The sequence below is a fragment of the Metabacillus hrfriensis genome (assembly GCF_030127205.1).
In the GTDB taxonomy this organism is placed as follows: domain Bacteria; phylum Bacillota; class Bacilli; order Bacillales; family Bacillaceae; genus Bacillus_P; species Bacillus_P dongyingensis.
Genome location: NZ_CP126116.1, coordinates 4,278,463 through 4,297,663 on the forward strand (window position 1 = coordinate 4,278,463; position 19,201 = coordinate 4,297,663).

Below are 19,201 nucleotides of genomic sequence, written 5' to 3' on the forward strand. Positions count from 1 at the left end.
ATGGAATTCTCTTGGTTTTAAGTACTCATAGAGTGCTTTTGAGTACCCAAAAACGGAATTCTCTTAGTTTTGAGTACTCATAGAGTACCTTTGAGTACCCAAAAACAGACTTCCACTTGGTTTTGAGTACTCATAGAGTGCTGGTGAGTACCCAAAAACAGACTTCCACTTAGTTTTGAGTACTCATAGAGTGCCTTTGAGTACCCAAAAACGGAATTCCATTTTGCTTGAAGTACTCATTGCGCGCGGTTGATTCCCCAATTAAAATAATCTTTTTTTAAAAGAAGTGATAATAACAAAAAAAACGGATACAAATTGCGGTGCAATTTTGTACCCGTTTTCTTCTATATTTGCTGTTATCTCCTTCATAACGGTACTCATTATGGTTAAATGCTCTGTTTTTTCCCGTATTCTTCTTTTAAAATCGAGCATACTGCTGCATCACAAAATACCCCTTTTTCATATGCAGCCTGTCTTAAGACACCTTCATATATAAATCCTGCTTTTTCAAGGCACTGCTTTGAAGCCGTATTGTCCGGATCATAAAAAGCTTCAATGCGATTTAAGCCCATTTGGGCAAAACCAAACTCCAAAATGGGTGATAAAACCTCGGTCATTACCCCTTTTCTCCAATGAGAGCGATTCAATTCAAAGCCTATTTCTGCTTTAAAATGTTCTTTTTCCCAGCTGTGATAGCCGCAGCTGCCTATAATTTTATTCGTTTCTCTATCAGCAATTCCCCATCTGTATCCTTCATTTTTATCGAACCTTTCACCCCAGCGGTTAATCACCTGAACTGCCTGATTTATTTCAGTAAAGCTTTCCAGATCATAGTATCTTGTGACTTCATCATCTGAAAAATAAGCAAACACCTCATTCGCATCGCTCTCATCCATTTTCCTTAAAACAAAACGCTCTGTATAGAGGACTGGAAAATTTGTTTTCATCTGTTATTTCCCCTTTTTCTCATAGAAAACATGCCCTGTTAAACATCAGGGCATGCAGTCAACCTGAATTATTTTTCTTTAAAATTGCCATCGTGCATCTGGAAATGCAGATCAGGCTTTCTCTTTCATCGACAATTTTAATCTCCCAAACCATTGTTGTTTTGCCTCGGTGCATAGGGATGGCGTGAGCGGTAACGGTGCCGTCCTGCTTTCCTCTTATGTGATTTGCATTAATCTCAAGTCCAACGCACATTTCTGTTTCCTGGTTGATTAAATGATAGGCACCTATGCTTGCAACTGTTTCTGCAAGCGCTACAGAAGCCCCGCCATGCAAAATGCCAAAAGGCTGTCTCGTACGGTCATCCACAGGCATTGTAGCAACGACTCCATCATTTGTTACGCTTTTCACCTCAATACCAAGTGAGTTCAGCAGTGTATTTTCAACATTGTATTCCATTATATTTCCTCCTCTATTGCGGACTTAGTTTCTTTCGCAGCATTTGATCATCATCTTTGCGCGGATTTCCTCTGCCATCGCGATTATTCGTTACTGTATACAAATTGTCATCTTCAATCATAACATCGCGCATCCTGCCCCATCCTTCCAGGTAAATCTGCACCTCTCCTGTATGGACTTCAAATCGTTTAACAGAATTTCCGGCTAATGTCGCCACATACAAGATTCCTTCCTTATAGGCAAGGCCAGAAGGCGCCCAAGTCTCTTCCCCGGTTTGATAGAGCGGTGTTTCCATGCCTTCCTGCTGCTCGTCCCCTTCTATTACTGGCCAGCCATAATTTTTCCCCGGCTGAATCCAGTTAATTTCATCATGAGCAGACTGGCCGTGCTCTGTGCTGAACAGTGAATTTTTCTCGTCCCATGCAAGCCCTTGAGGATTACGGTGCCCATAAGAATATACATAGGAATTTTGAAAAGGATTGTCATCCGGGACCGATCCGTCAAGTTCAAGTCTTAGGATTTTTCCTGCCAGAGAATTTTTATCTTGTGCAAACTCAGGACTCATAGCATCGCCTGCTGTTGCATAAAGCTTGCCGTCAGGGCCAATTTTGAGTCGCCCTCCGTTATGGACACGCGCACCTGGAATATCTTCTAGTACAGTCTTTACTTCCTCCCAATGGTCTGCATTTTCCTTTAGAACAACGATTCGGTTCTTTACTTTGTTTCCATCTTTATATGTATGGTAGGCAAAAGCTTGCTTGCTCTCTCCAAAATCAGGGGAAAGCTCAAAGCCAAGAAATCCGCCCTCGCCTTCTAGATGCAGTTTCTTTTTCAATATCACCTTTTGAGTCACCTTTTCATCAGACACCTGGTTCCATTTCACAATTTGCCCAGTTCGTTCACTCAGGTAAAAAACATCATCACTCTTTGTAATAGACCACGGAACATCCATTTCCTTTAGAATACTTTCTGTATCCTGCCTCTCAGACTGGCCGCTCACTTCTTTGTCTTCCTGATCTTCATTCTGAAAGGACTGACATCCCGCTATGACCAAACTGCTGAAAATAATCACCCATAACCTCTTCAGGAAAATCACCTCATATTCCCATTTTCTTTAAGTTTAACGAATAATAAAAAAGGATTCACGAATTTATACTTCCATTTTTATTTTCGAAGGGCGTATACAGCAAAGAAAAAGTAAACGATCAATATCATAAGAGCAGGTAATACCGTGATCACGTCCATCAAAAACCCCCCGGTAAGAAAGCGTTTTCCAACACTTGAATCTGTAATTAGATTCCATCTTAGCGCAGGATTATGATGGCGATATTGAGAGAAAGTTTAAAGTTTGTAAACTTATGCTTACTGATACGTAAACAAAACCGTCAGTTCTGCAACAATTTCAATTTTCCTTGCAAAAACAGGGGTCTGTCCTGAAGATTGTGCACCTAGACTTAATTCTTTAGACAATGGGAAAAATCCTCTAGGTTCTTCGGTTATTTTTACAGGCTTGCGATGCAGATTGAGCTGATAGGAATGGGCAATTGCTGCTGCCTTATCCAAAGCTTGTTTTGCAGCAAGGTTCAGAGCCTCATTTATCCACTTTTCTTGGTTGGAAAGCGAGAATTGTACAGAATCTGCCCGGTTGGCTCCATTAGAAAAGGCTGTATCATAAATCAAACCAATCTCATCTAAATTTTGAGTTGTGATGGATATTGTATTGGTCACTTCATACCCTTTTAAGACTGGATCCGTACCCGCACTATAATCGTATTGAGGAAAAACGGTGTAGGAAATGGTTTCAATTTGCTGTTCTCCTATTCCAATTGACTGAAGGGCTCGAATAAGCTGATTAACGCGTCTTTTATTTTCCTGCTGAGCTGCAGTTACATCTTTGTTCACAGTAACTACTGCAAGCTGAAGAACGGCTGTGTCTGGTTTTGCTTCCACTCTTCCCGTCCCGCGAACAGAGATCATGTTTTTTGATTTTGGTTCTCTCACGCTTGTTCTGTAAGCCGGATCAAAAGGCTGCCCATACACCGGAAACATAAGCCTCACTCCTCTCAGAATCTAACACTCTTTTCCATCTATATGCCTGAGCAATAAAAAAAAGTGCGCAAGAATGGTACTTGCACACTAATCAATAATTCCTTCTGACTTTGAAATTAACACAGCTTCTGTTCTTGAACCGACATTTAATTTATTAAAAATAGAGGTTAAACTGTATTCAATTGACCGCTTGCTTAAATGAAGCTTATCGGCAATCTCCTGGTTCGTCAGACCTCTTTCAACCTCTTGCAGTATGGCTTTCTCACGATCATTCAATGCTTCTATATCATTTGAACCGGAACTGCTTTTCATTTTTTGCTGAAGAATGAGAGATTTTAAGTAGGTATACGGCACAACAATGTCACCTGAGAGAACATGCCGAATGGAAGAAAGAATCTTTTCCTTTGTCTCTGTTTTGCTGATCGCCCCGTGAATCCCAAGGCGAATTGCCTCTTCAAAATAATCTTCTACATCGTAGCCTGTATACAGAATAATCTTGCAATCCTCGGAGTGCTTAATAATTTCTGTGGAAAGCTCCATTCCATTAATATCTCCGAGATTCATATCCATCAGGACAACATCGTATTCATGAAAGCTGATATGCTTAATAACATCAATTGAATAAGGGGGATTTAAGCAGGATACCCTAACATCCGGCTCTGTTTCCAATATCGCTTTTGTTCCCTCACGTACTGCTGGATGATCATCCACAACTAAAATATGTATCATGTAATCAACCTCTCTGCTCCGAGCATCTAGTCTCTATTTTATAAAAAAGACCTGGCAAATGCCAAGTCTGAACTATTCTTTCAGATTTCTACAACTACTTTAAAGCCATTTCCCTTTGAAGTCTCAATATGAAGGGAGCCGTTTAGTGCTTTTACTCTCTCCGTTATACCGGAAAGACCCATGCTTTGATTATTGGAATACAGTTCACTTTGATCAAAACCGATGCCGTCGTCCTCATAATGAAGAACAATTTTATCCTTTATGCAAACAAGCATTATCAGTACATTGAGTGCATTGGAGTGCTTTCCGGCATTTGTTAAAAGCTCCTGAACGATCCGGTACAAATTCAGCTGTGTATCAATATCAATCGCTTTAGTGAAGTTTCCTGTATTTAATCTCACATCAAAGGCTGCGGACTCATTATATTGAGCTGCAAGCTTCTGCAAGGCTTTTACTAGCCCAAGATCATATAAAAGCTGCGGACGAAGTTCCTGACACGTTTCCCGCGTAGTCTTGATGATATTGGTCATCGAGCTGTTCATATCCTGCAGCTGATCCCTGAAAACAGTCGGAGCCATTTCAAGCTCAGCTAGGGCGAGCTCGCTTTGCCGCTTTAAAGAAATTAAATCCTGCAAAACAGAATCATGCAAATCCTTTGCCAAGTTAGAACGCTGTTTTTCCTCTATTGAAAATAAAACTTTCGTAAGCCAGGCCGGGTTACTGCCTTCGCTCTTAATCTTCTGTAAATGATTCATCAGCTCTTCTATCTTAAGGAAGTTCTCAAGGGATATATTCGTATAAAAAGAAAGCGTCTTTAACCAGGAAATTTCATCTCGGTTCAGCATTGGAGTATTAAGCATAGACAAACAAACCATGACATAACTTCGGTCATCTGTCTCCCCTACATTAATCACAAAACCGCGATCCACTTCGATAATCTTTCCGATCTCTTGGGTTGCCTTCTTAATCTCTTTTTCATATGAAAGATAATCTGTACCCTTCATATTAATCTCGACTGAAATGATGTTCCCGCTCTTATCCACTTCAACATAATTCGCCCTGCTGACAAGCAATACATCTGTAATCACCTGTTTCAGTTCATTAATTACATGATGAAGCTTGCTTGCCTTTCGAATGCTTTGCGTATATTTAAAAATACTATCCTGATAATTGTATTTTTCGGAAAAACGTTTAAAGCGAAAGCGGAAGTCGAGAATTTCCTTAATATAAAAGACTACAAGCATTGTGATATAGATGAAGATTGATAGTTTAATTGGATAGAATGTCGGGCTATTCTCTTTAATAATTAACATAATACTTACACACACAACAGTAGGTAAAACTGCTAGTAAAGCGTAGTATCTGACACGTCCTAAAATAAATTCTATATCATAAATTTTAGTAGCGAGAAATTGGTAAACCAAAGAAAAAGGAATTAATAATAAAAATGCTGCCAATATATTAGGCGGGAAAATATGTCTATTTAAAAAGACATACGGCAAAATGTATAGTAAAACAAAAGGTGAGAATGCAACAATATTTGTTATTATTAAAATTTTAACCAGGTAGCCTTGTGCTGAGTATCTAACTTTTTTTAATCCTACAAATTTAACAATGAAGGTTAAAGCAAATAAAATGACAAACGAAGCTAAATTTAAGTTTTTTACGAAAATATAGAAAAAACTATAAGAAAGATTTACAGTTTCTGTACAAAGTTCTGCAACTATATTAATAGCTACAATTAAGAAAGACACATATAAAAACTTTTCAGAGAAAAGTTTTTCACCCAATTCTTTAAAGTAGTAATATAGAAAAGACATATAGGTAACAGGTACTGATAAAAAGAAGCTTAGATTCAAGTACCTACTTAACACATCTCCTCTAGAAGAACCTGTTCCGCTGAAATGAGCTAATGTAATCATTAATAGGAAAATATTTAGTAGAAACGCTGACTGCAATTTTAATTTTTTATTTGTTTTATAAATAAAATAACTGCAAAATAAACAAAGGACATATAAAATAATAGGAACCACAACTAAAAAAAGACTCTGGTGACTTATTATTGAATCTTTAACAACGTAACTAATATCGTTTCCGTTTCTTTCAATTGTTACATTTTCTAACTGTTCAAGCATCCCATAGCGAACTGCAGGGTAGTGTTCATGTGCATGTTCATGATTAATTCTGGTTACAGTATCGCCTATTTTCAAACCGACTTTTGAAGCCCAAGTGTTAGGTTCAATAAGCGTTATTTCTAGCTTATCTGTATCATTGAATCTAACACTGGCACCTACGTAAGGGTATTTAATACCTATTGCTAAAAAATACACGACTAAAATAAAACTAAAAAATAGTGTAATAAAATATAATTTGTTAAAGTTTAAATATTTCATTTTAAAACCTTCTTAATTTAAGCTAAACTCTAATACCAATACAAGTTCGTCGTTCTAGCTGTACTCAACAGTCCTTCTACTAATCCTAACACTTCATCCACATTTTTCACACCCAGTAAACTTGCTTCACCGTTAGCTACTTTTTCGATTACTTCCGGGTTTTCTACTAGAAAATTTACGATTTCCTGCATGGCTTTAATCTCTCCTTTTATTTTCAGCTGAATTTATGATCAATTGAGACTTTAGAAGCTCAATTTGATTTTGAGGTAAGGGTAATTCTGCAATCAGGGTTGAAGCCTTTTGAATCGCAATTTGCTTCATTACATTCAGGTAATGGACAACACCAGATTGTAACAATTTCGATTTAAATGCATCAATACTCCCGTAGTGTTCAATAAATGTTTCACTGCTTGAAATAAAATCGGTAAGCTCCTTTGCATGCTCGTTAAACCCTCTTTTTAGAAAGAGGAGCGGCAGCGATTTTTTCTGTGCAGATAGATCATTTTTATGTTCATGAAATAAATCACGGTAATCGTTTTCAATTTGGGCAGCAAGTCCTATTTGATAGGAATAATGTTCAACGCATGTTAATTCTTCTCCTGCGGCAAGCATGGCGCCTGTGACTGATGCTAAAGCAATCAGTGAACCTGATTTTTTTTCAATCATAGAGATGCACTCTTCTTCAGTTGCGATTTCATTTTGAAGATCTGCGTGCTGACCTTCCATTGCCTGCAAGGCAAAACGCTGGAACGTGCTGATGATCTTCCATTTATGTACGCTTGATAATTCATGAAGCATTTGCAGACTGATTGTATACATAGCAGTAGCGGCATTCAGTGAGAGAGATGGGTTTATTTTCATCCATGGCTCTTCATAGTTATCTAGGTCTTCAAGATCATCTAAGATGTCGAATGATAGCGCAAGCAGTTCAACTGCAGCTGACAGATGAATGATTTCCTTCTCTTCTCCGCCAAAAGCTGTGTAATGCAAATGTGTCAATTGACCGAACGGAAAGGTTTTTTTCGTTTCTGAGAACGACAGGATAAGATGCAATAACTCTTTGTTCGTTATATATGAAGAAATTGCAGCTTTCTGACTGCAAATCATATCTTTATAGTCCAAATGTAATCTAATTGCAATCACCCCTTCGAAATTATATTACAATATTCGCGACCAATATAGTAGATATAAAACAATGTTTTTACATAAATATAAAACATTTAACATATTTTTGAAAAAATAGACATAAAAAAAAAGACTTGGCTCGAAAGGCCAAGTCTTATGACACGTTTATAAAGGAGTATTTATCATACTTATCAATGCTTTTATTAATTGATCTTAGTGACTGTTTCGTTTCCTGAATTTCTTTCTCAAGACGTTTCAATAATTGAGTTATTTCTTCAATGTTGTGCTTTTTCATCGTTTCCACACTCCTCTGTAAAAGATCAAATTATGCATGGTGAACGAAACACTTGTTTTGATCTTCCCTACTTCAAATTTTATAGGATGCAGAAAGTATTTTCACCGAAAATAATGCGAAATAATCAATGCGTGATACCGCAAACGGCGCAATAGTCCATTGTATCTGTTTTTATACAGATAGAATATAATTCCATTTTCATAATTTATAACAGAAAAAAAGCCCCAGATACAGGGACTTGTCACTTTGCGGCAATAATTGTGTTCAAATAAATGTTCTGTGCTTCTTGCAGCGCAATTTTCGTCAGTTCATCTCTCTTTTCAATCGGTCCGCTAAACTCTAAGGTGTAATCCAGAATTCCCTGTTCTGACAGTAAACACTCCATTTTAACCTTACATTCGCCTTCTGCAACCGAAAATACCGCAACCGTTTTATCATCCAGCACATATATGGATGGCCGCACGCGCATAGAGAGCTGAACCTCCCCCGAAAAAAGTAGTTTAACAATTATCCAAGTTCGACATAAGCAGCAGTATTCCTGCAACATTTTCATTTTATAGAAAAAGCACGGACAAGAAACCTAACATATATATAAGAAGCAAGTTCACTCGGAGGTGAATTATTTTGCGGGTGCAAAGGCAACAATGGTTACGGCCGTTTTATTTCAACCCTTATTATCCAGCTCATTTCCCATGTTATCAATGTACGAGGAGACCTATGCCGGAAATTGATTCAAGTCAATTTGTTCATTCCGCTTCACAAACGGATGGACTATTGACTGATGCTAAAAAATTGACCACTTACCTCTCAACTTCAAAAGAACAGACAAAAAAGATCATGGCTGCCGCTCAGGCATCCAACAGCGTCTTGGTAAAAAAACTTTTGCTCGCTTCCGGCATTACAAATGAGTTAGAAACTGAGTTTAATCCGGACAGTGTCAGACTCATCCTTTCTTATAAAAATCCTGACTTGAATTGCTGCAAGTTAATATTGGTGCTGAGATGGTAAAAAAAGGATGACGAGTATCGTCATCCTCCAATTTTAAATCTTTTCACTAGCTCCTGAAGCTGCTTAGTGGCTTCGCTTAAATTTTCAGCTGAATCTGCAACTGTTGAAAGAGCTCTGAGCTGTTCGTCTGTTGAAGCATTTACCTCTTCTGCAGCTGCAGCAGATTGTTCTGTAATGGCCGAGATATTTACTATTGATTCTATAACCTGTTCTTTTTGCAGTGTCATTTCTCTAATATCTTCAGTGACAGTCGAAATGGATTGTGAAAGCTCACTCATCATCACTGCAATGGTCTGAAAGGCCTCACCCGAATTTTGAACTGCTTTATGCTGTTCATTATTCATTTCCTTTGTGCGAATCATTGCATCAACTGCTTTAATGGATTCTTGCTGAATGCCGAAAATCGTTTCCGTAATCCTGCCAGTAGCTCTGGCTGACTGCTCTGCAAGTTTTCTTACCTCAGCTGCGACTACAGCAAATCCTTTCCCGCTCTCTCCTGCCCTTGCAGCTTCAATGCTTGCATTTAGAGCCAGCAAATTGGTTTGATCCGAAATGGCTGAAATGACCGTCACCACTTCTTCAATTTGTTTAATCTTACCAGCAAGATCAGATAATACTCCTTCCACTGAAGCAAGCTCTTTATTCGATACTGTTGATTTAACCTGAAGAACATTTAATTTTTCCAGCCCATCGTAGCTTGCATGCTCTGACTTAGCAGACAAGGTCTGAATATGTGAAATGGATTCATTTACTTTAGTAATCTTCAAAGATAGGCTGGTTGTGCGTTCATTCATATTTTCAACATCAGAAGTTTGTTCAGATGCTCCTCTTGCAACATCTTCCATTGCACCTGCAACTTGCTCACTGGCTGCCATCGTTTCTTCAGAAACCGCACTTAAATTCTCTGCGGAATCATTGATCGTTGTGATAGACAAATCCACTTCCTTAATCATGCGTTTCATTTCAGAAACCATAGTGTTGAAGTTTTCTGCCAGCGTTCCAACTTCATCCTTATTCGAAACGTTCACTTTGAGAGTTAAATCTCCCGCTGCTACGGCTTTTGCACTTTCTCCTATACGAATGATAGGATTTGCAATTGATTTAGAGACGAAATATCCAATTACAACAGCAATAAAAAGTGCTGCAAGTGTAATCAGCGTACTTGTTAAGGAAACTGTATTGGCCGTTTCCATTAGGTCATCATATTTATAAACCGCTCCAATCTTCCAGTTCAATCCGTTAATTGTCTCAAAATAAAGCATTCTGTCTTCAGATTCAAAAACATATTCTACTAACCCTTTTTTATTTTCCATCACAGATTTCATAAAATCTAACTTAGATAAGTCTTTTCCCTGTTCTTTTGGATGAGACAATGCTATCCCTTTTTGATCAATTAAGAAGGAATATCCGCTATAACCAACTGTTACACTGTTCACTATGTCATTGACCGCATCTAACGACAAATCAAAGGCAATGACACCTATTACCTCATTATTTTTCACAATTGCTTTCGCACCAGTCACAATATAGCTGCCCTTTACAGCATCTTCATAAGGTTCAGTCCATACCACCTTATCCGGGCTTTCTTTAGCCAGAGTATACCAGGGCCTTGTTGTAGGATCAAAATCCTCAGGAAGTTCGACCGAAGGCCGAATGAACAGCGATTTTTTTTCGCTCCCTGCATAAATCAAGCTTACCTGCTTGTTCGTCTCTAGAAAGGTTTGAAACTGCTGTGAAACATCTGCTTCATTTCCTTCTTCACTTAACAATCTGACGAGCTGATTATCTTTTCCAAACCTGATGAGGCTTTTCTCATAATCACTCAGACTTAATTCAATATTGCTTTTCAGCTGCTGAATAATGCCTGTACCATTTCTTTTTGCATCTTCGTGCATTTCCGATTGCAGATAAAAATGTGAGAAGATCTGTACGGCAGAAAGCGCTGCTATGATGATGAGCGCCAAAAACAAAGTAATTTTAACTTGAAGCTTATTGAACATTTTCATTTCCCCCACTAGTTTCTGTGTATAGGGGTTATATCGTCAATTCAGCACTAAATATTAGGCTGAAAAGAAAAAAGAAAGTCGATTAAGCCTCTGATAGATGCTGGATCATGATAGAAACAGCTTTTGTTAAATCCTGCTGAGAAAAACTTGGAACATTCCCTATTTCCACAGCAAGCTCATGTGATGCAGGAAGGTGAATAAATCCTGCTGGAATGTCCCGATCTGCTTTTTTAAAATAGTGCAAAGTCTGATACATAATATAATTGCACAAGTAGGTTCCGGCAGTGTTGGATATTTCTGCAGGCAGCACTTTTTCCTGCAGCACATTTACAAATGTTCGGATAGGCAGTGTGCTGAAATAGGCATCTGGTCCATCGGACTGTATCCATTCATCCTGTTTTACAATTCCCTCATTATCCTTTTCGCCATCAGCACAGTTAATGGCCACTCTTTCAGGAGTAATTTTGTATCTGCCTGCTGCAAGCCCAAGCAGCAATACGGCGTCAGGCTTTTCCTCCTCAATATGAACATGGCATTGCTCCCATGTTTTTGAAAATTGAACAGGGAGTACTTTTCCGCAGACTTCAAATTGACCGATAGATTGTCCATGCAATTGCTTCACAACTTCAGCTGTTGGATTAATTGTATAATGCAAAAACGGTTCAAATCCTGTTAACAATACCTTTTTCATTCTTTTGTCCCCTTATTTAGTCACTCGAATGAAATTATTATATCAGAAAATTCAGGTTATTAAATGGTGCAGAGTAAATGCTGGCCGAATGAATAAAAGAGCAAATGCGGATTAAGGCACGCATTTGCTCTTTTCATGAAGATTATTTAGACACTACTGTAAAACGCTCATTTTTGTGTTTCGGTTTTTCGATTTCATCAACAACAGCGATGGCATAATCTGCATAGCTGATATAACTTTCACCTTGAGAATTCGTTAATAAATGATCTTTCCCTGAATGGTATGTGCCTGTTTTTATACCCTGAGGATCAAAGTTTGCTGAAGGACTGATATATGTCCATTTTACTGTTTCTGCTTTTTGAAGTTCATCAAGATTGATTCCCATATTTTTTGCAGTAGGGAAATAAGCTGCAGGAAAATTTGGATCATCCATTACCCGTGTTGTTTTTTCTTCATCTAAAAATAAACTGCCTGCTCCTCCAACAACAACTAATTTCGTATTAGTGCTGTTTTCCAAGGCCTGAATGAGCACTCTTCCGGCGTCAACATGAAGATGTTCTTTTCCAGGAGCAGCATTAAACGCGTTAACCACCGCATCAAATGGTTTTAAATCATTGGATTCAAGGTTAAAAAGGTCTTTTTCGATTACTTGAACATTTGTGTTTTTCACTTTTGAAGCCTCCCTGACGACAGCTGTTACCTCATGGCCTCTTTCCAGCGCTTCTTCCATGATAAGGCTGCCTGCTTTGCCAGCGGCTCCAATAATTGCAATTTTCATTATAAATCCCTCCGAATTTTATTCGATTTTTTTAAAAATAACCTAACTCTCCCAAATTCATTTTTTCGGTTACAAAATAAAGGCAGGAATGGTCTTTTCCCCGGCTGTTCAAATGAAAATTGCCTTAGCAATCGCCATTAAGATCACACTGCAAACCATCTATGGAAAGTAAGTGCTTTTTATCTAATTCCTTATCAATGACTTGTGCCAGTCTTTCTTTGCTTGCCAATCCCTGAATCACTTCGTCCCCAATAATAAATGTAGGAACGGCTGTAATCCGAGCATCTTCATAAGCATGTCTCAGAGCCTCCTGATGAACCTCTCGATATTTGCGTTTTACCAGAGCGTCTCTGAAATCTTCCTTAGGCAGGCCAACTTCACCAGCTAATATTGTTAATACTTCTACATCCTCAATGTCTTGTTCTTCCTGGAAAAATGCAGTGAATACTCTATGGTGAAATTCATTTCCTTTTCCATGATCCTTTGCAAACTGGCATCCCTCAAAAGCTAAATGGGTATATGGATGGGGAGAAAGGCGCGGCAAGAGCATCTCAACGCCGAGCTGCTTTGATGCAGGCAAAATAAAGGAGTCCCAGGAACCTAATTTATCTGCTTCTTTCCAAGGATCAATTTTTGGAGCAGGACTTGGACGCAGTTCAAAAGGCATCCATTCTACCTCCACATCCTTTTCCTTAATTATTTCATCCAAAGGTCCCTTCCCTAAAAAACAAAACGGACAAATAAAATCTGAATAAGCTTTAATTTTTAATGTCATGGCTTAATTCCTCGCTTTTTAAAAATTATCCATTGTAACCAATGCGGTTACAACCGAGGTGAAAAATTAAGCATTCTGAAGAATGCTATACTTTCTTTTCACTTTGTATTTGATTTTGCAGTGTTGTAAACAGCTGGTCCATCGTGATGCTTTCTAATACTTGTTCCATAGCTTCCTGTGCTTGAACAAGAATAAGCTCCAGCACGCTCTGAATATTTGCACCTATTGGACAATCCGGATTTGGCTTTTCATGAAAATGAAACAGCTTATCTTCTTCAACTACTTGAACTGCACGATAAACCTCGAGTAATGTGATGTCATGCAATTCTTTCAGCAAATAAGCTCCACCGGCTCCGCGCCGCACTTCCACAAGTCCTGCCTTTTTCAGATAGGACAATATTTTTCTTATGATCACTGGGTTCGTGTTTACACTCCCAGCCATAAATTCAGAAGTACAATCAGAAGGCGGATTTTGCTTTATTAGAGTTAAAATATGAACAGCAATCGTAAATCGGCTGCTTATTTTAATCTTAATCACCTCCGATGTAACCATTATAGTTACAACAAAAATAAATGTCAACAGCTAGTTATTATTTAATGTAGACATTCGGCAGCTTTCCATTTTATTTCTGATTCTAAACTAAAAAACCTCCGCCCGCCATAAGCGGAGATTTTCAAACTATGCGACTTCTCGTCCCATTGCTGCCTGCAGGATATCAAACCATTGGTCGCGTGTTAATGTTAAATCAAGTGAGCAAATAGCGGACTCGATGCGGCTCATTTTACCTGAACCGACAATCGGCATAATGTTTGCGGGATGGCTGATCAGCCATGCATAAAGGACTTCATCAATCCCTTTTGCACCGATTTCGAGAGCGATTTTCTCAAGTTTATCACGCAGGCTCTTAGCTCTCTCGTCATCAGCAGAGAAAATAGATCCTCCAGCAAGCGGAGACCATGCCATCGGCGCTATTCTTTCTTCCTGGCATAAGTCTAGCGTGCCATCTTCGAAGTTCTCAAGATTGTAGGCAGAAAGCTCAATCTGATTCGTAATCAGCGGGAAGCCCAAGTATGATTGAAGCATTTTAAACTGTGAGCGTTTAAAATTCGACACACCAAAATAGCGGGCTTTGCCTTCATTTTTAAGTTGTGTAAACGCCTCTGCAACTTGTACTGGATCCATATAAGGATCCGGACGGTGTATAAGCAGAACATCTATGTAATCAGTCTGAAAGTTTTCAAGGGACTTATTGACAGAAGCCAAAATATGCTCTTTGCTTGTATCATATGATTTAATACTGTGTTCAGGGCGATTGTCTGAGACAAGTTTAATGCCGCATTTCGTGACAATCTCCATTTGCTTTCTGAGCTCTGGCTTTAGTGCAAGTGCATCCCCAAATTTTTTTTCGCATGTGTAATTTCCGTAAATATCCGCGTGATCAAAAGTTGTAATGCCAGCCTCTAAGCAATCCTCTATTAATTTAAGCACTTCTTCATTTGACATGTTCCAGTCAGAAAGACGCCATAATCCATGAATGATTCTTGAAAATGATAGATCTTCAGTAAGTTGTATTCTCTGCATAATCATTCTCCTTTCCTTATCATTCTAACTGAATGCGCTCAGGTTCAAAATAGCTGAATTTGAATCCTGCCGGCTCTTGTCAGCTCGTATGTGCAATTTCATCATGGGTTAAAAGATGATTTGACCAAAGAACAGCTTCCATATAGCATTCATGAATTTCCTCAGGGGAGAGCAACTTGTGTTTTACAGCTTTAAGTATTTTTCTACAACATAGAAAAGTGTTTTTTCATTTTTGGTAATATAGGCTATTTCAGCTATTTTTTTCAGGACCTCTTTTACGATAGAGGAATCTCCAACCAGGACAGAATGATTCAGGATCTCATAATAGAACTTCAGAGCTTCTTCCTGTTGATTTTTCCGGTGATGCAAATCTCCGATTAAATGCAGAAATTTATATTTAAAATCGCTGAAATCACTTAAATAAACTTCCAGGAACGTTTCATAAAGTCTTAGTACTTCATCATCCTGTCCTGCCTCATAATAGGTAACGGCCAGCTCATACAGCGTATTTAATATTCCTTTTACATCACCTTCCCGTTTGTAAATTTCATGTGCAGATTGAAGATAGGACATCGCACTGTCAGCATCCAATAAATATCTGCTGAGAATACCTAAGTTGGTATATGTGCCCGCCAAATTCAGCGGATCGTCTGTCCCTTCGAAAAACAGCAAAGCTTTTGCGTAGGCCGCACTCGCGTTCTCATACTCATTCATTCGTCTATAGCACAAGCCAAGCACCATGTATATAACACCTGTTTGATAGTAAATGGATGTTTTGCTGCTGATAGCCAGTGCCTGTTTCAAAAAGCGGATCGCAGAATAAAATTCTCCTTTTTTTGCATGTGCAAGACCAAGGTTATTCAGTAAAGATATTTTTTCTACACCTGAAGCCTTGAAAGCAATTGAGTCGTCATAAGCCTCATTTAAATAAGAAAATGCCTTTGATAACTGATCCTGGTTAATGAGCAAGGTCGTCAAATAATTGCTGGTTCTGAGTCTCTCTTCAGAATATTGCAGGCTGCAGAATAATTCGTAGCTTTTTTCATAAGCTGCAATGGCCTCGTCCATTTGAAGCTTTACCCGCTGCAGAATCCTTCCCTGGCAAAAATAATAGAGAGCAAGATCATTTTGGTTCAATGATTCAAGATTTTTTTCTAAGTCGTTTAAATGTTCAACAGCATCTGCAAAGTCATCATTTATCACTGCATATTCCAAACTGGAAAGAGCTTTTTTTATATCAAAAGACAGAAGTGATTTATCCTCTTCTTCGAAAAAATCGTGAATATCACATTTCAGTCTTTCGCTGAATTTCAACAGCAGTTTATAAGAAGGCTGGACCATTCCTTTTTCAAGCTGGCTGATGTAGCTGCGGTTCACTATTCCAATTGCCAGCTCGCTCTGAGTCAATTTTTGTTTTTTCCTCAGCTGTCTTAATTTCATTCCAACGGTATTCATACGGCGCCTCCTGATAAAAATTTGAATATGTATTGACAAGAAATTGAATAATTGTATATATTTGAATTGTCAGATAATTATAACAAAATGTTACTTATTTCTAAAATGTTAAAATAAAAGAACTAATGGAGGCTATGAGATGAAAAAAATCAGAAAACATCTTTTATTACTTGCACTTGGTACGGCAATCCTCTTAACTGGATGCTCTAAAGCTGAGCAAAATATCCACACTGCTGACGAAGAATGGCCAAGAATTATTAAAGCCAACCAATATAGTTAACAGCTGCTTTAAATAAACTTCTGAAGATATATGGCTTCACTCTATATCTATCTATTAAAACATATTTTCAAAGATTTGAACCAAATATAGTATGACGAAATAGCAAAAGAGCTTTCCCGATTCAAATGGGGAAGCTCTTTTTCTCTCTTATTATTGAACTCTTGCAAATCCAAAGCCTGATGCGTGGTCATCACCTGTTGCCGCACCAATGCCGCCTTTTATATCATACAGCTTTGCACGGCGCTGCAGCTCTGCACGAACTTGAACGTTGCTTTGGCCTTTATTAGAAGACCAGATTTTCGCAGCAAGCCCAGATACGTGAGGAGTTGCCATAGATGTACCGCTGATCGTGTTGTAACCGCTGTTGATCCAAGTTGATTCAATAGCAGCACCAGGAGCTGAGACTTCAATATCACGCTCTCCAATAATATAGTCTCCATCTGTTGCCGAGTTACCGCGTGAAGAGAAGTTTGCCACACGGTATGTTCCATTTTGCTGAACATTTTCAAGAGCCGCAACAGCAACAGCATTTACTAGAGCGCCAGGATATCCAATCGTATTATTGCCTGATCCTGAGTTTCCGGCTGCTGCGATAACCAATGCACCTTTGCCATAAGCATAGTCTACTGCACTTGCAATTAAACTATCTTTACTGCTTGACCCAAGAGACATTGAGATGATGACTTTAGAACCAGTCCGTGTTCCTTCATCTGCAGCATGTCTGATAGCAGCTGCAATATCATCTGAGTAGCCAGAACCGCTGTCTGTCAGTACTTTGTATGCCCAAAGCTCAGATTGAGGTGCCACACCGTAGATTCCCTGTCCATCAGAACCGCCATTTGCAAGTGCCGTTCCTGCAACATGTGTTCCATGTCCATTGCGGTCTGTGCATGAATTATTAGTATAAGTTGTCCCAACTGTAAAATCTTTGCACTGCTCAGCATTTTGCGACAAATCAATATGGCTTGTCTGAACTCCGGTATCAAGAACAGCTATTTTAATGCCGTCACCTCCACTAGTTGATGTCAGCGAGCTGTTATTATAAATGGCTTTAATTCCCCATGGGGTTCTTGTGCTTGGAAGGGCCATTGTCTGAATCGGCTTTCCGGCAGCTACTTTAAAAGTCGGAACTTTTTCAACCTTGATTTTGCTGTTCTTCTGCAGTGCTTCTAATTGTTTCTGTGTAACGGTTGCTGTAAATCCATCTTTCCCAAAATCGCGCCGGACCTGATGACTTTTCTTCACTTTACCCATTTCTGCATCAGTTCCCTTGATTACTACACGAATTGATTCCTGTTTCACATCTGTTTTTACCTGCTCACTTGCAAAAGCGGCTGTCCCAAACATTGAAAGACTCATTGATAAACTTAATACTGCAGCTCCAAACGCTTTACCGATTTTCATTTCTTTTCCCCTCTCAAAATGTTAGTGTTTTATAACTTTAATCTATAAGCAAAATAAATATATAACATATTAACCATTATCACAATAATCTAAATTTACTAATAACTTTGTTGTAAAGCTATGCTAATTGATGCTAGTTTTTAATCCATATCCCACTATTAGCCCGCTGTTTATTTTAAAAAAGCTTTAAATTAAAAAAACCACCTTCGTGAGGTGGTTCATGAATCCTATTACAGGCAGCAAATTAAAGATTAATCGACAATTTAAGACAAAGGATTCATTGATTAATAACGGCATCAAGAGATATATTAATCATAAGACAGAAATCGCGGGGTATGTGATGAGGGAAGATCAGGCATTTGCAAAAGGCTGTTTTTACGGAGTTATCCTATCGATTCCAATTTGGATTCTGATTTTTTATATCATATATAGAATTTAAAAAAACACAGGCTCCCCTGTGTTTATTTAAAAGTCTGTTCAAATATTTTATCTCTCACATAAATATCTTTATGATCAATCGCATGATCAGAAGCAACGATTAATCCTATTTTTGTGTCGTTTTGATCGCTTACAATGGTAAATGGGATTTTCTCTTTATTTGCAGCCTTGATATATTTAGACAAGGCTCCATAATCTATTGTTCCATTTAAAAAGAGTGTTTGGTTCTTTCTTGTTTCCAATGAGGCAAGCACTTCACTGTATATTTTATTTTGTCTCACTTGTCCAATGGTGAGAGCCACATATATTCTTTCTCTTAATGTGCCGAGGTAAACATTTCTCTCTTCCGGCTTCGTTTCAAACGTTCCGTAAATTCCCTGCTTGATATATAAATCGATCTGATCGTCTGACATGATGTCATTCTCCTTGTCTAAAGTCCATTATAGGATAAGTCTATCAGAGCAGAAAGCTGACATAAAATGATACGATTGTTTACCAATCAGTATATGATAAAATAATTTTAATCCACCCGAAGAAGGATACCCATAATGGAACACTAAGAATGGTTGCCCAGATCATTCCTTTGAAAAAGTTAGCATCTTTCATGATCAGCTCTCCCTCCGAATCTTCCTTACTATGCATTTTACCCTTCTCTTTGTTTTCTATAACTGCAGAAAAAAAGGAAACGCTTACATTAACTATAATTCTTTTTTTTCTTATGATATCCTCTATAAACATTTCATTATTTTTCTGCATTCCCTTAGGGGATTTCCTTGTCAAGTTTCACCT

Annotated in this window: 23 protein-coding genes; 3 read left to right on the top strand and 20 right to left on the bottom strand. The window is 38.3% G+C overall.

The annotated features are described in order from the left end of the window. Nucleotides 1-386 precede the first annotated feature (386 nt). The 10 genes from QLQ22_RS21275 to QLQ22_RS21320 form a co-directional block, all read right to left on the bottom strand. Entirely contained in the window at nucleotides 387-947 is a 561-nt protein-coding gene (locus tag QLQ22_RS21275) for a GNAT family N-acetyltransferase (RefSeq protein WP_284015509.1), read from the bottom strand. Between the two features lie 58 nt (nucleotides 948-1,005). Further along, nucleotides 1,006-1,404 carry a hotdog fold thioesterase gene (locus QLQ22_RS21280; protein ID WP_284015510.1) on the bottom strand — a complete coding sequence of 133 codons (399 nt, stop codon included), beginning with the start codon at nucleotides 1,402-1,404 and terminating at the stop codon, nucleotides 1,006-1,008. Nucleotides 1,405-1,417: 13 nt separating this feature from the next. Further along, nucleotides 1,418-2,476, bottom strand: a complete 1,059-nt coding sequence (locus QLQ22_RS21285) for a PQQ-dependent sugar dehydrogenase (protein WP_284015511.1) — start codon at nucleotides 2,474-2,476, stop codon at nucleotides 1,418-1,420. Between the two features lie 290 nt (nucleotides 2,477-2,766). Then, complete coding sequence (locus tag QLQ22_RS21290; protein WP_284015513.1) at nucleotides 2,767-3,453, bottom strand: SIMPL domain-containing protein; 687 nt, start codon at nucleotides 3,451-3,453, stop codon at nucleotides 2,767-2,769. An 87-nt stretch (nucleotides 3,454-3,540) separates the two neighbouring features. Continuing rightward, nucleotides 3,541-4,182: a response regulator transcription factor gene (locus tag QLQ22_RS21295; protein WP_223437880.1), complete on the bottom strand. Its 642-nt coding sequence runs from the start codon at nucleotides 4,180-4,182 to the stop codon at nucleotides 3,541-3,543. Nucleotides 4,183-4,262: 80 nt separating this feature from the next. Then, nucleotides 4,263-6,575, bottom strand: a complete 2,313-nt coding sequence (locus tag QLQ22_RS21300) for a sensor histidine kinase (protein ID WP_284015514.1) — start codon at nucleotides 6,573-6,575, stop codon at nucleotides 4,263-4,265. A gap of 29 nt (nucleotides 6,576-6,604) precedes the next feature. Beyond that, nucleotides 6,605-6,766: a competence pheromone ComX gene (comX, locus tag QLQ22_RS21305; RefSeq protein WP_223437884.1), complete on the bottom strand. Its 162-nt coding sequence runs from the start codon at nucleotides 6,764-6,766 to the stop codon at nucleotides 6,605-6,607. Between the two features lie 4 nt (nucleotides 6,767-6,770). Beyond that, entirely contained in the window at nucleotides 6,771-7,682 is a 912-nt protein-coding gene (locus QLQ22_RS21310; protein ID WP_223437886.1) for a polyprenyl synthetase family protein, read from the bottom strand. 172 nt (nucleotides 7,683-7,854) lie between these two features. Next, nucleotides 7,855-7,995 carry a degradation enzyme regulation protein DegQ gene (gene degQ, locus QLQ22_RS21315; protein WP_101567816.1) on the bottom strand — a complete coding sequence of 47 codons (141 nt, stop codon included), beginning with the start codon at nucleotides 7,993-7,995 and terminating at the stop codon, nucleotides 7,855-7,857. A 241-nt stretch (nucleotides 7,996-8,236) separates the two neighbouring features. Next, nucleotides 8,237-8,464, bottom strand: coding sequence for a hypothetical protein (locus QLQ22_RS21320; protein WP_223437888.1), 228 nt, complete (start codon nucleotides 8,462-8,464; stop codon nucleotides 8,237-8,239). Nucleotides 8,465-8,712: 248 nt separating this feature from the next. Between QLQ22_RS21320 and QLQ22_RS21325 the strand changes: the two genes are divergently transcribed. Further along, a complete protein-coding gene (locus QLQ22_RS21325) occupies nucleotides 8,713-9,003 on the top strand; it encodes a YuzC family spore coat inner layer protein (RefSeq protein ID WP_223437890.1) in 291 nt (96 codons plus the stop codon). 20 nt (nucleotides 9,004-9,023) lie between these two features. On the opposite strand, the gene QLQ22_RS21330 is transcribed toward QLQ22_RS21325, so the two are convergent. The 7 genes from QLQ22_RS21330 to QLQ22_RS21360 all read right to left on the bottom strand — a co-directional run bounded on the left by QLQ22_RS21330 (nucleotide 9,024) and on the right by QLQ22_RS21360 (nucleotide 16,290). Then, a complete protein-coding gene (locus QLQ22_RS21330) occupies nucleotides 9,024-11,003 on the bottom strand; it encodes a methyl-accepting chemotaxis protein (RefSeq protein WP_223437891.1) in 1,980 nt (659 codons plus the stop codon). Nucleotides 11,004-11,091: 88 nt separating this feature from the next. Then, entirely contained in the window at nucleotides 11,092-11,700 is a 609-nt protein-coding gene (locus tag QLQ22_RS21335; RefSeq protein ID WP_223437893.1) for a pyroglutamyl-peptidase I, read from the bottom strand. 142 nt (nucleotides 11,701-11,842) lie between these two features. After that, a complete protein-coding gene (locus tag QLQ22_RS21340) occupies nucleotides 11,843-12,478 on the bottom strand; it encodes an NAD(P)-dependent oxidoreductase (RefSeq protein ID WP_223437895.1) in 636 nt (211 codons plus the stop codon). A 124-nt stretch (nucleotides 12,479-12,602) separates the two neighbouring features. Continuing rightward, on the bottom strand, nucleotides 12,603-13,253 hold the full coding sequence (locus QLQ22_RS21345) for a DsbA family oxidoreductase (protein WP_223437897.1): 651 nt from the start codon (nucleotides 13,251-13,253) through the stop codon (nucleotides 12,603-12,605). An 85-nt stretch (nucleotides 13,254-13,338) separates the two neighbouring features. Next, nucleotides 13,339-13,782 (bottom strand): Rrf2 family transcriptional regulator, encoded by a 444-nt coding sequence (locus QLQ22_RS21350; RefSeq protein WP_223443652.1) that lies wholly within the window; start codon nucleotides 13,780-13,782, stop codon nucleotides 13,339-13,341. 150 nt (nucleotides 13,783-13,932) lie between these two features. Beyond that, on the bottom strand, nucleotides 13,933-14,835 hold the full coding sequence (locus QLQ22_RS21355) for an aldo/keto reductase (protein ID WP_284015515.1): 903 nt from the start codon (nucleotides 14,833-14,835) through the stop codon (nucleotides 13,933-13,935). 183 nt (nucleotides 14,836-15,018) lie between these two features. Next, nucleotides 15,019-16,290, bottom strand: coding sequence for a tetratricopeptide repeat protein (locus tag QLQ22_RS21360; protein ID WP_223437901.1), 1,272 nt, complete (start codon nucleotides 16,288-16,290; stop codon nucleotides 15,019-15,021). A gap of 139 nt (nucleotides 16,291-16,429) precedes the next feature. On the opposite strand from QLQ22_RS21360, the gene QLQ22_RS21365 reads away from it, so the two are divergent. Then, a complete protein-coding gene (locus QLQ22_RS21365) occupies nucleotides 16,430-16,570 on the top strand; it encodes a lipoprotein (RefSeq protein WP_223437903.1) in 141 nt (46 codons plus the stop codon). Between the two features lie 150 nt (nucleotides 16,571-16,720). Here QLQ22_RS21365 and QLQ22_RS21370 read toward each other — a convergent pair whose 3' ends face one another. Then, entirely contained in the window at nucleotides 16,721-17,974 is a 1,254-nt protein-coding gene (locus QLQ22_RS21370; protein ID WP_284015516.1) for a S8 family peptidase, read from the bottom strand. Nucleotides 17,975-18,194: 220 nt separating this feature from the next. On the opposite strand from QLQ22_RS21370, the gene QLQ22_RS21375 reads away from it, so the two are divergent. Beyond that, entirely contained in the window at nucleotides 18,195-18,413 is a 219-nt protein-coding gene (locus QLQ22_RS21375; RefSeq protein WP_223437907.1) for a hypothetical protein, read from the top strand. Between the two features lie 22 nt (nucleotides 18,414-18,435). Here QLQ22_RS21375 and QLQ22_RS21380 read toward each other — a convergent pair whose 3' ends face one another. Together QLQ22_RS21380 and QLQ22_RS21385 are read right to left on the bottom strand one after the other, a co-directional pair. Continuing rightward, nucleotides 18,436-18,825: a YueI family protein gene (locus tag QLQ22_RS21380; RefSeq protein WP_223437909.1), complete on the bottom strand. Its 390-nt coding sequence runs from the start codon at nucleotides 18,823-18,825 to the stop codon at nucleotides 18,436-18,438. Between the two features lie 79 nt (nucleotides 18,826-18,904). Next, the gene (locus tag QLQ22_RS21385) at nucleotides 18,905-19,192 is read right to left on the bottom strand and encodes a hypothetical protein (protein WP_243550983.1); all 288 of its coding nucleotides are present in this window, start codon (nucleotides 19,190-19,192) and stop codon (nucleotides 18,905-18,907) included. Nucleotides 19,193-19,201 lie beyond the last annotated feature (9 nt).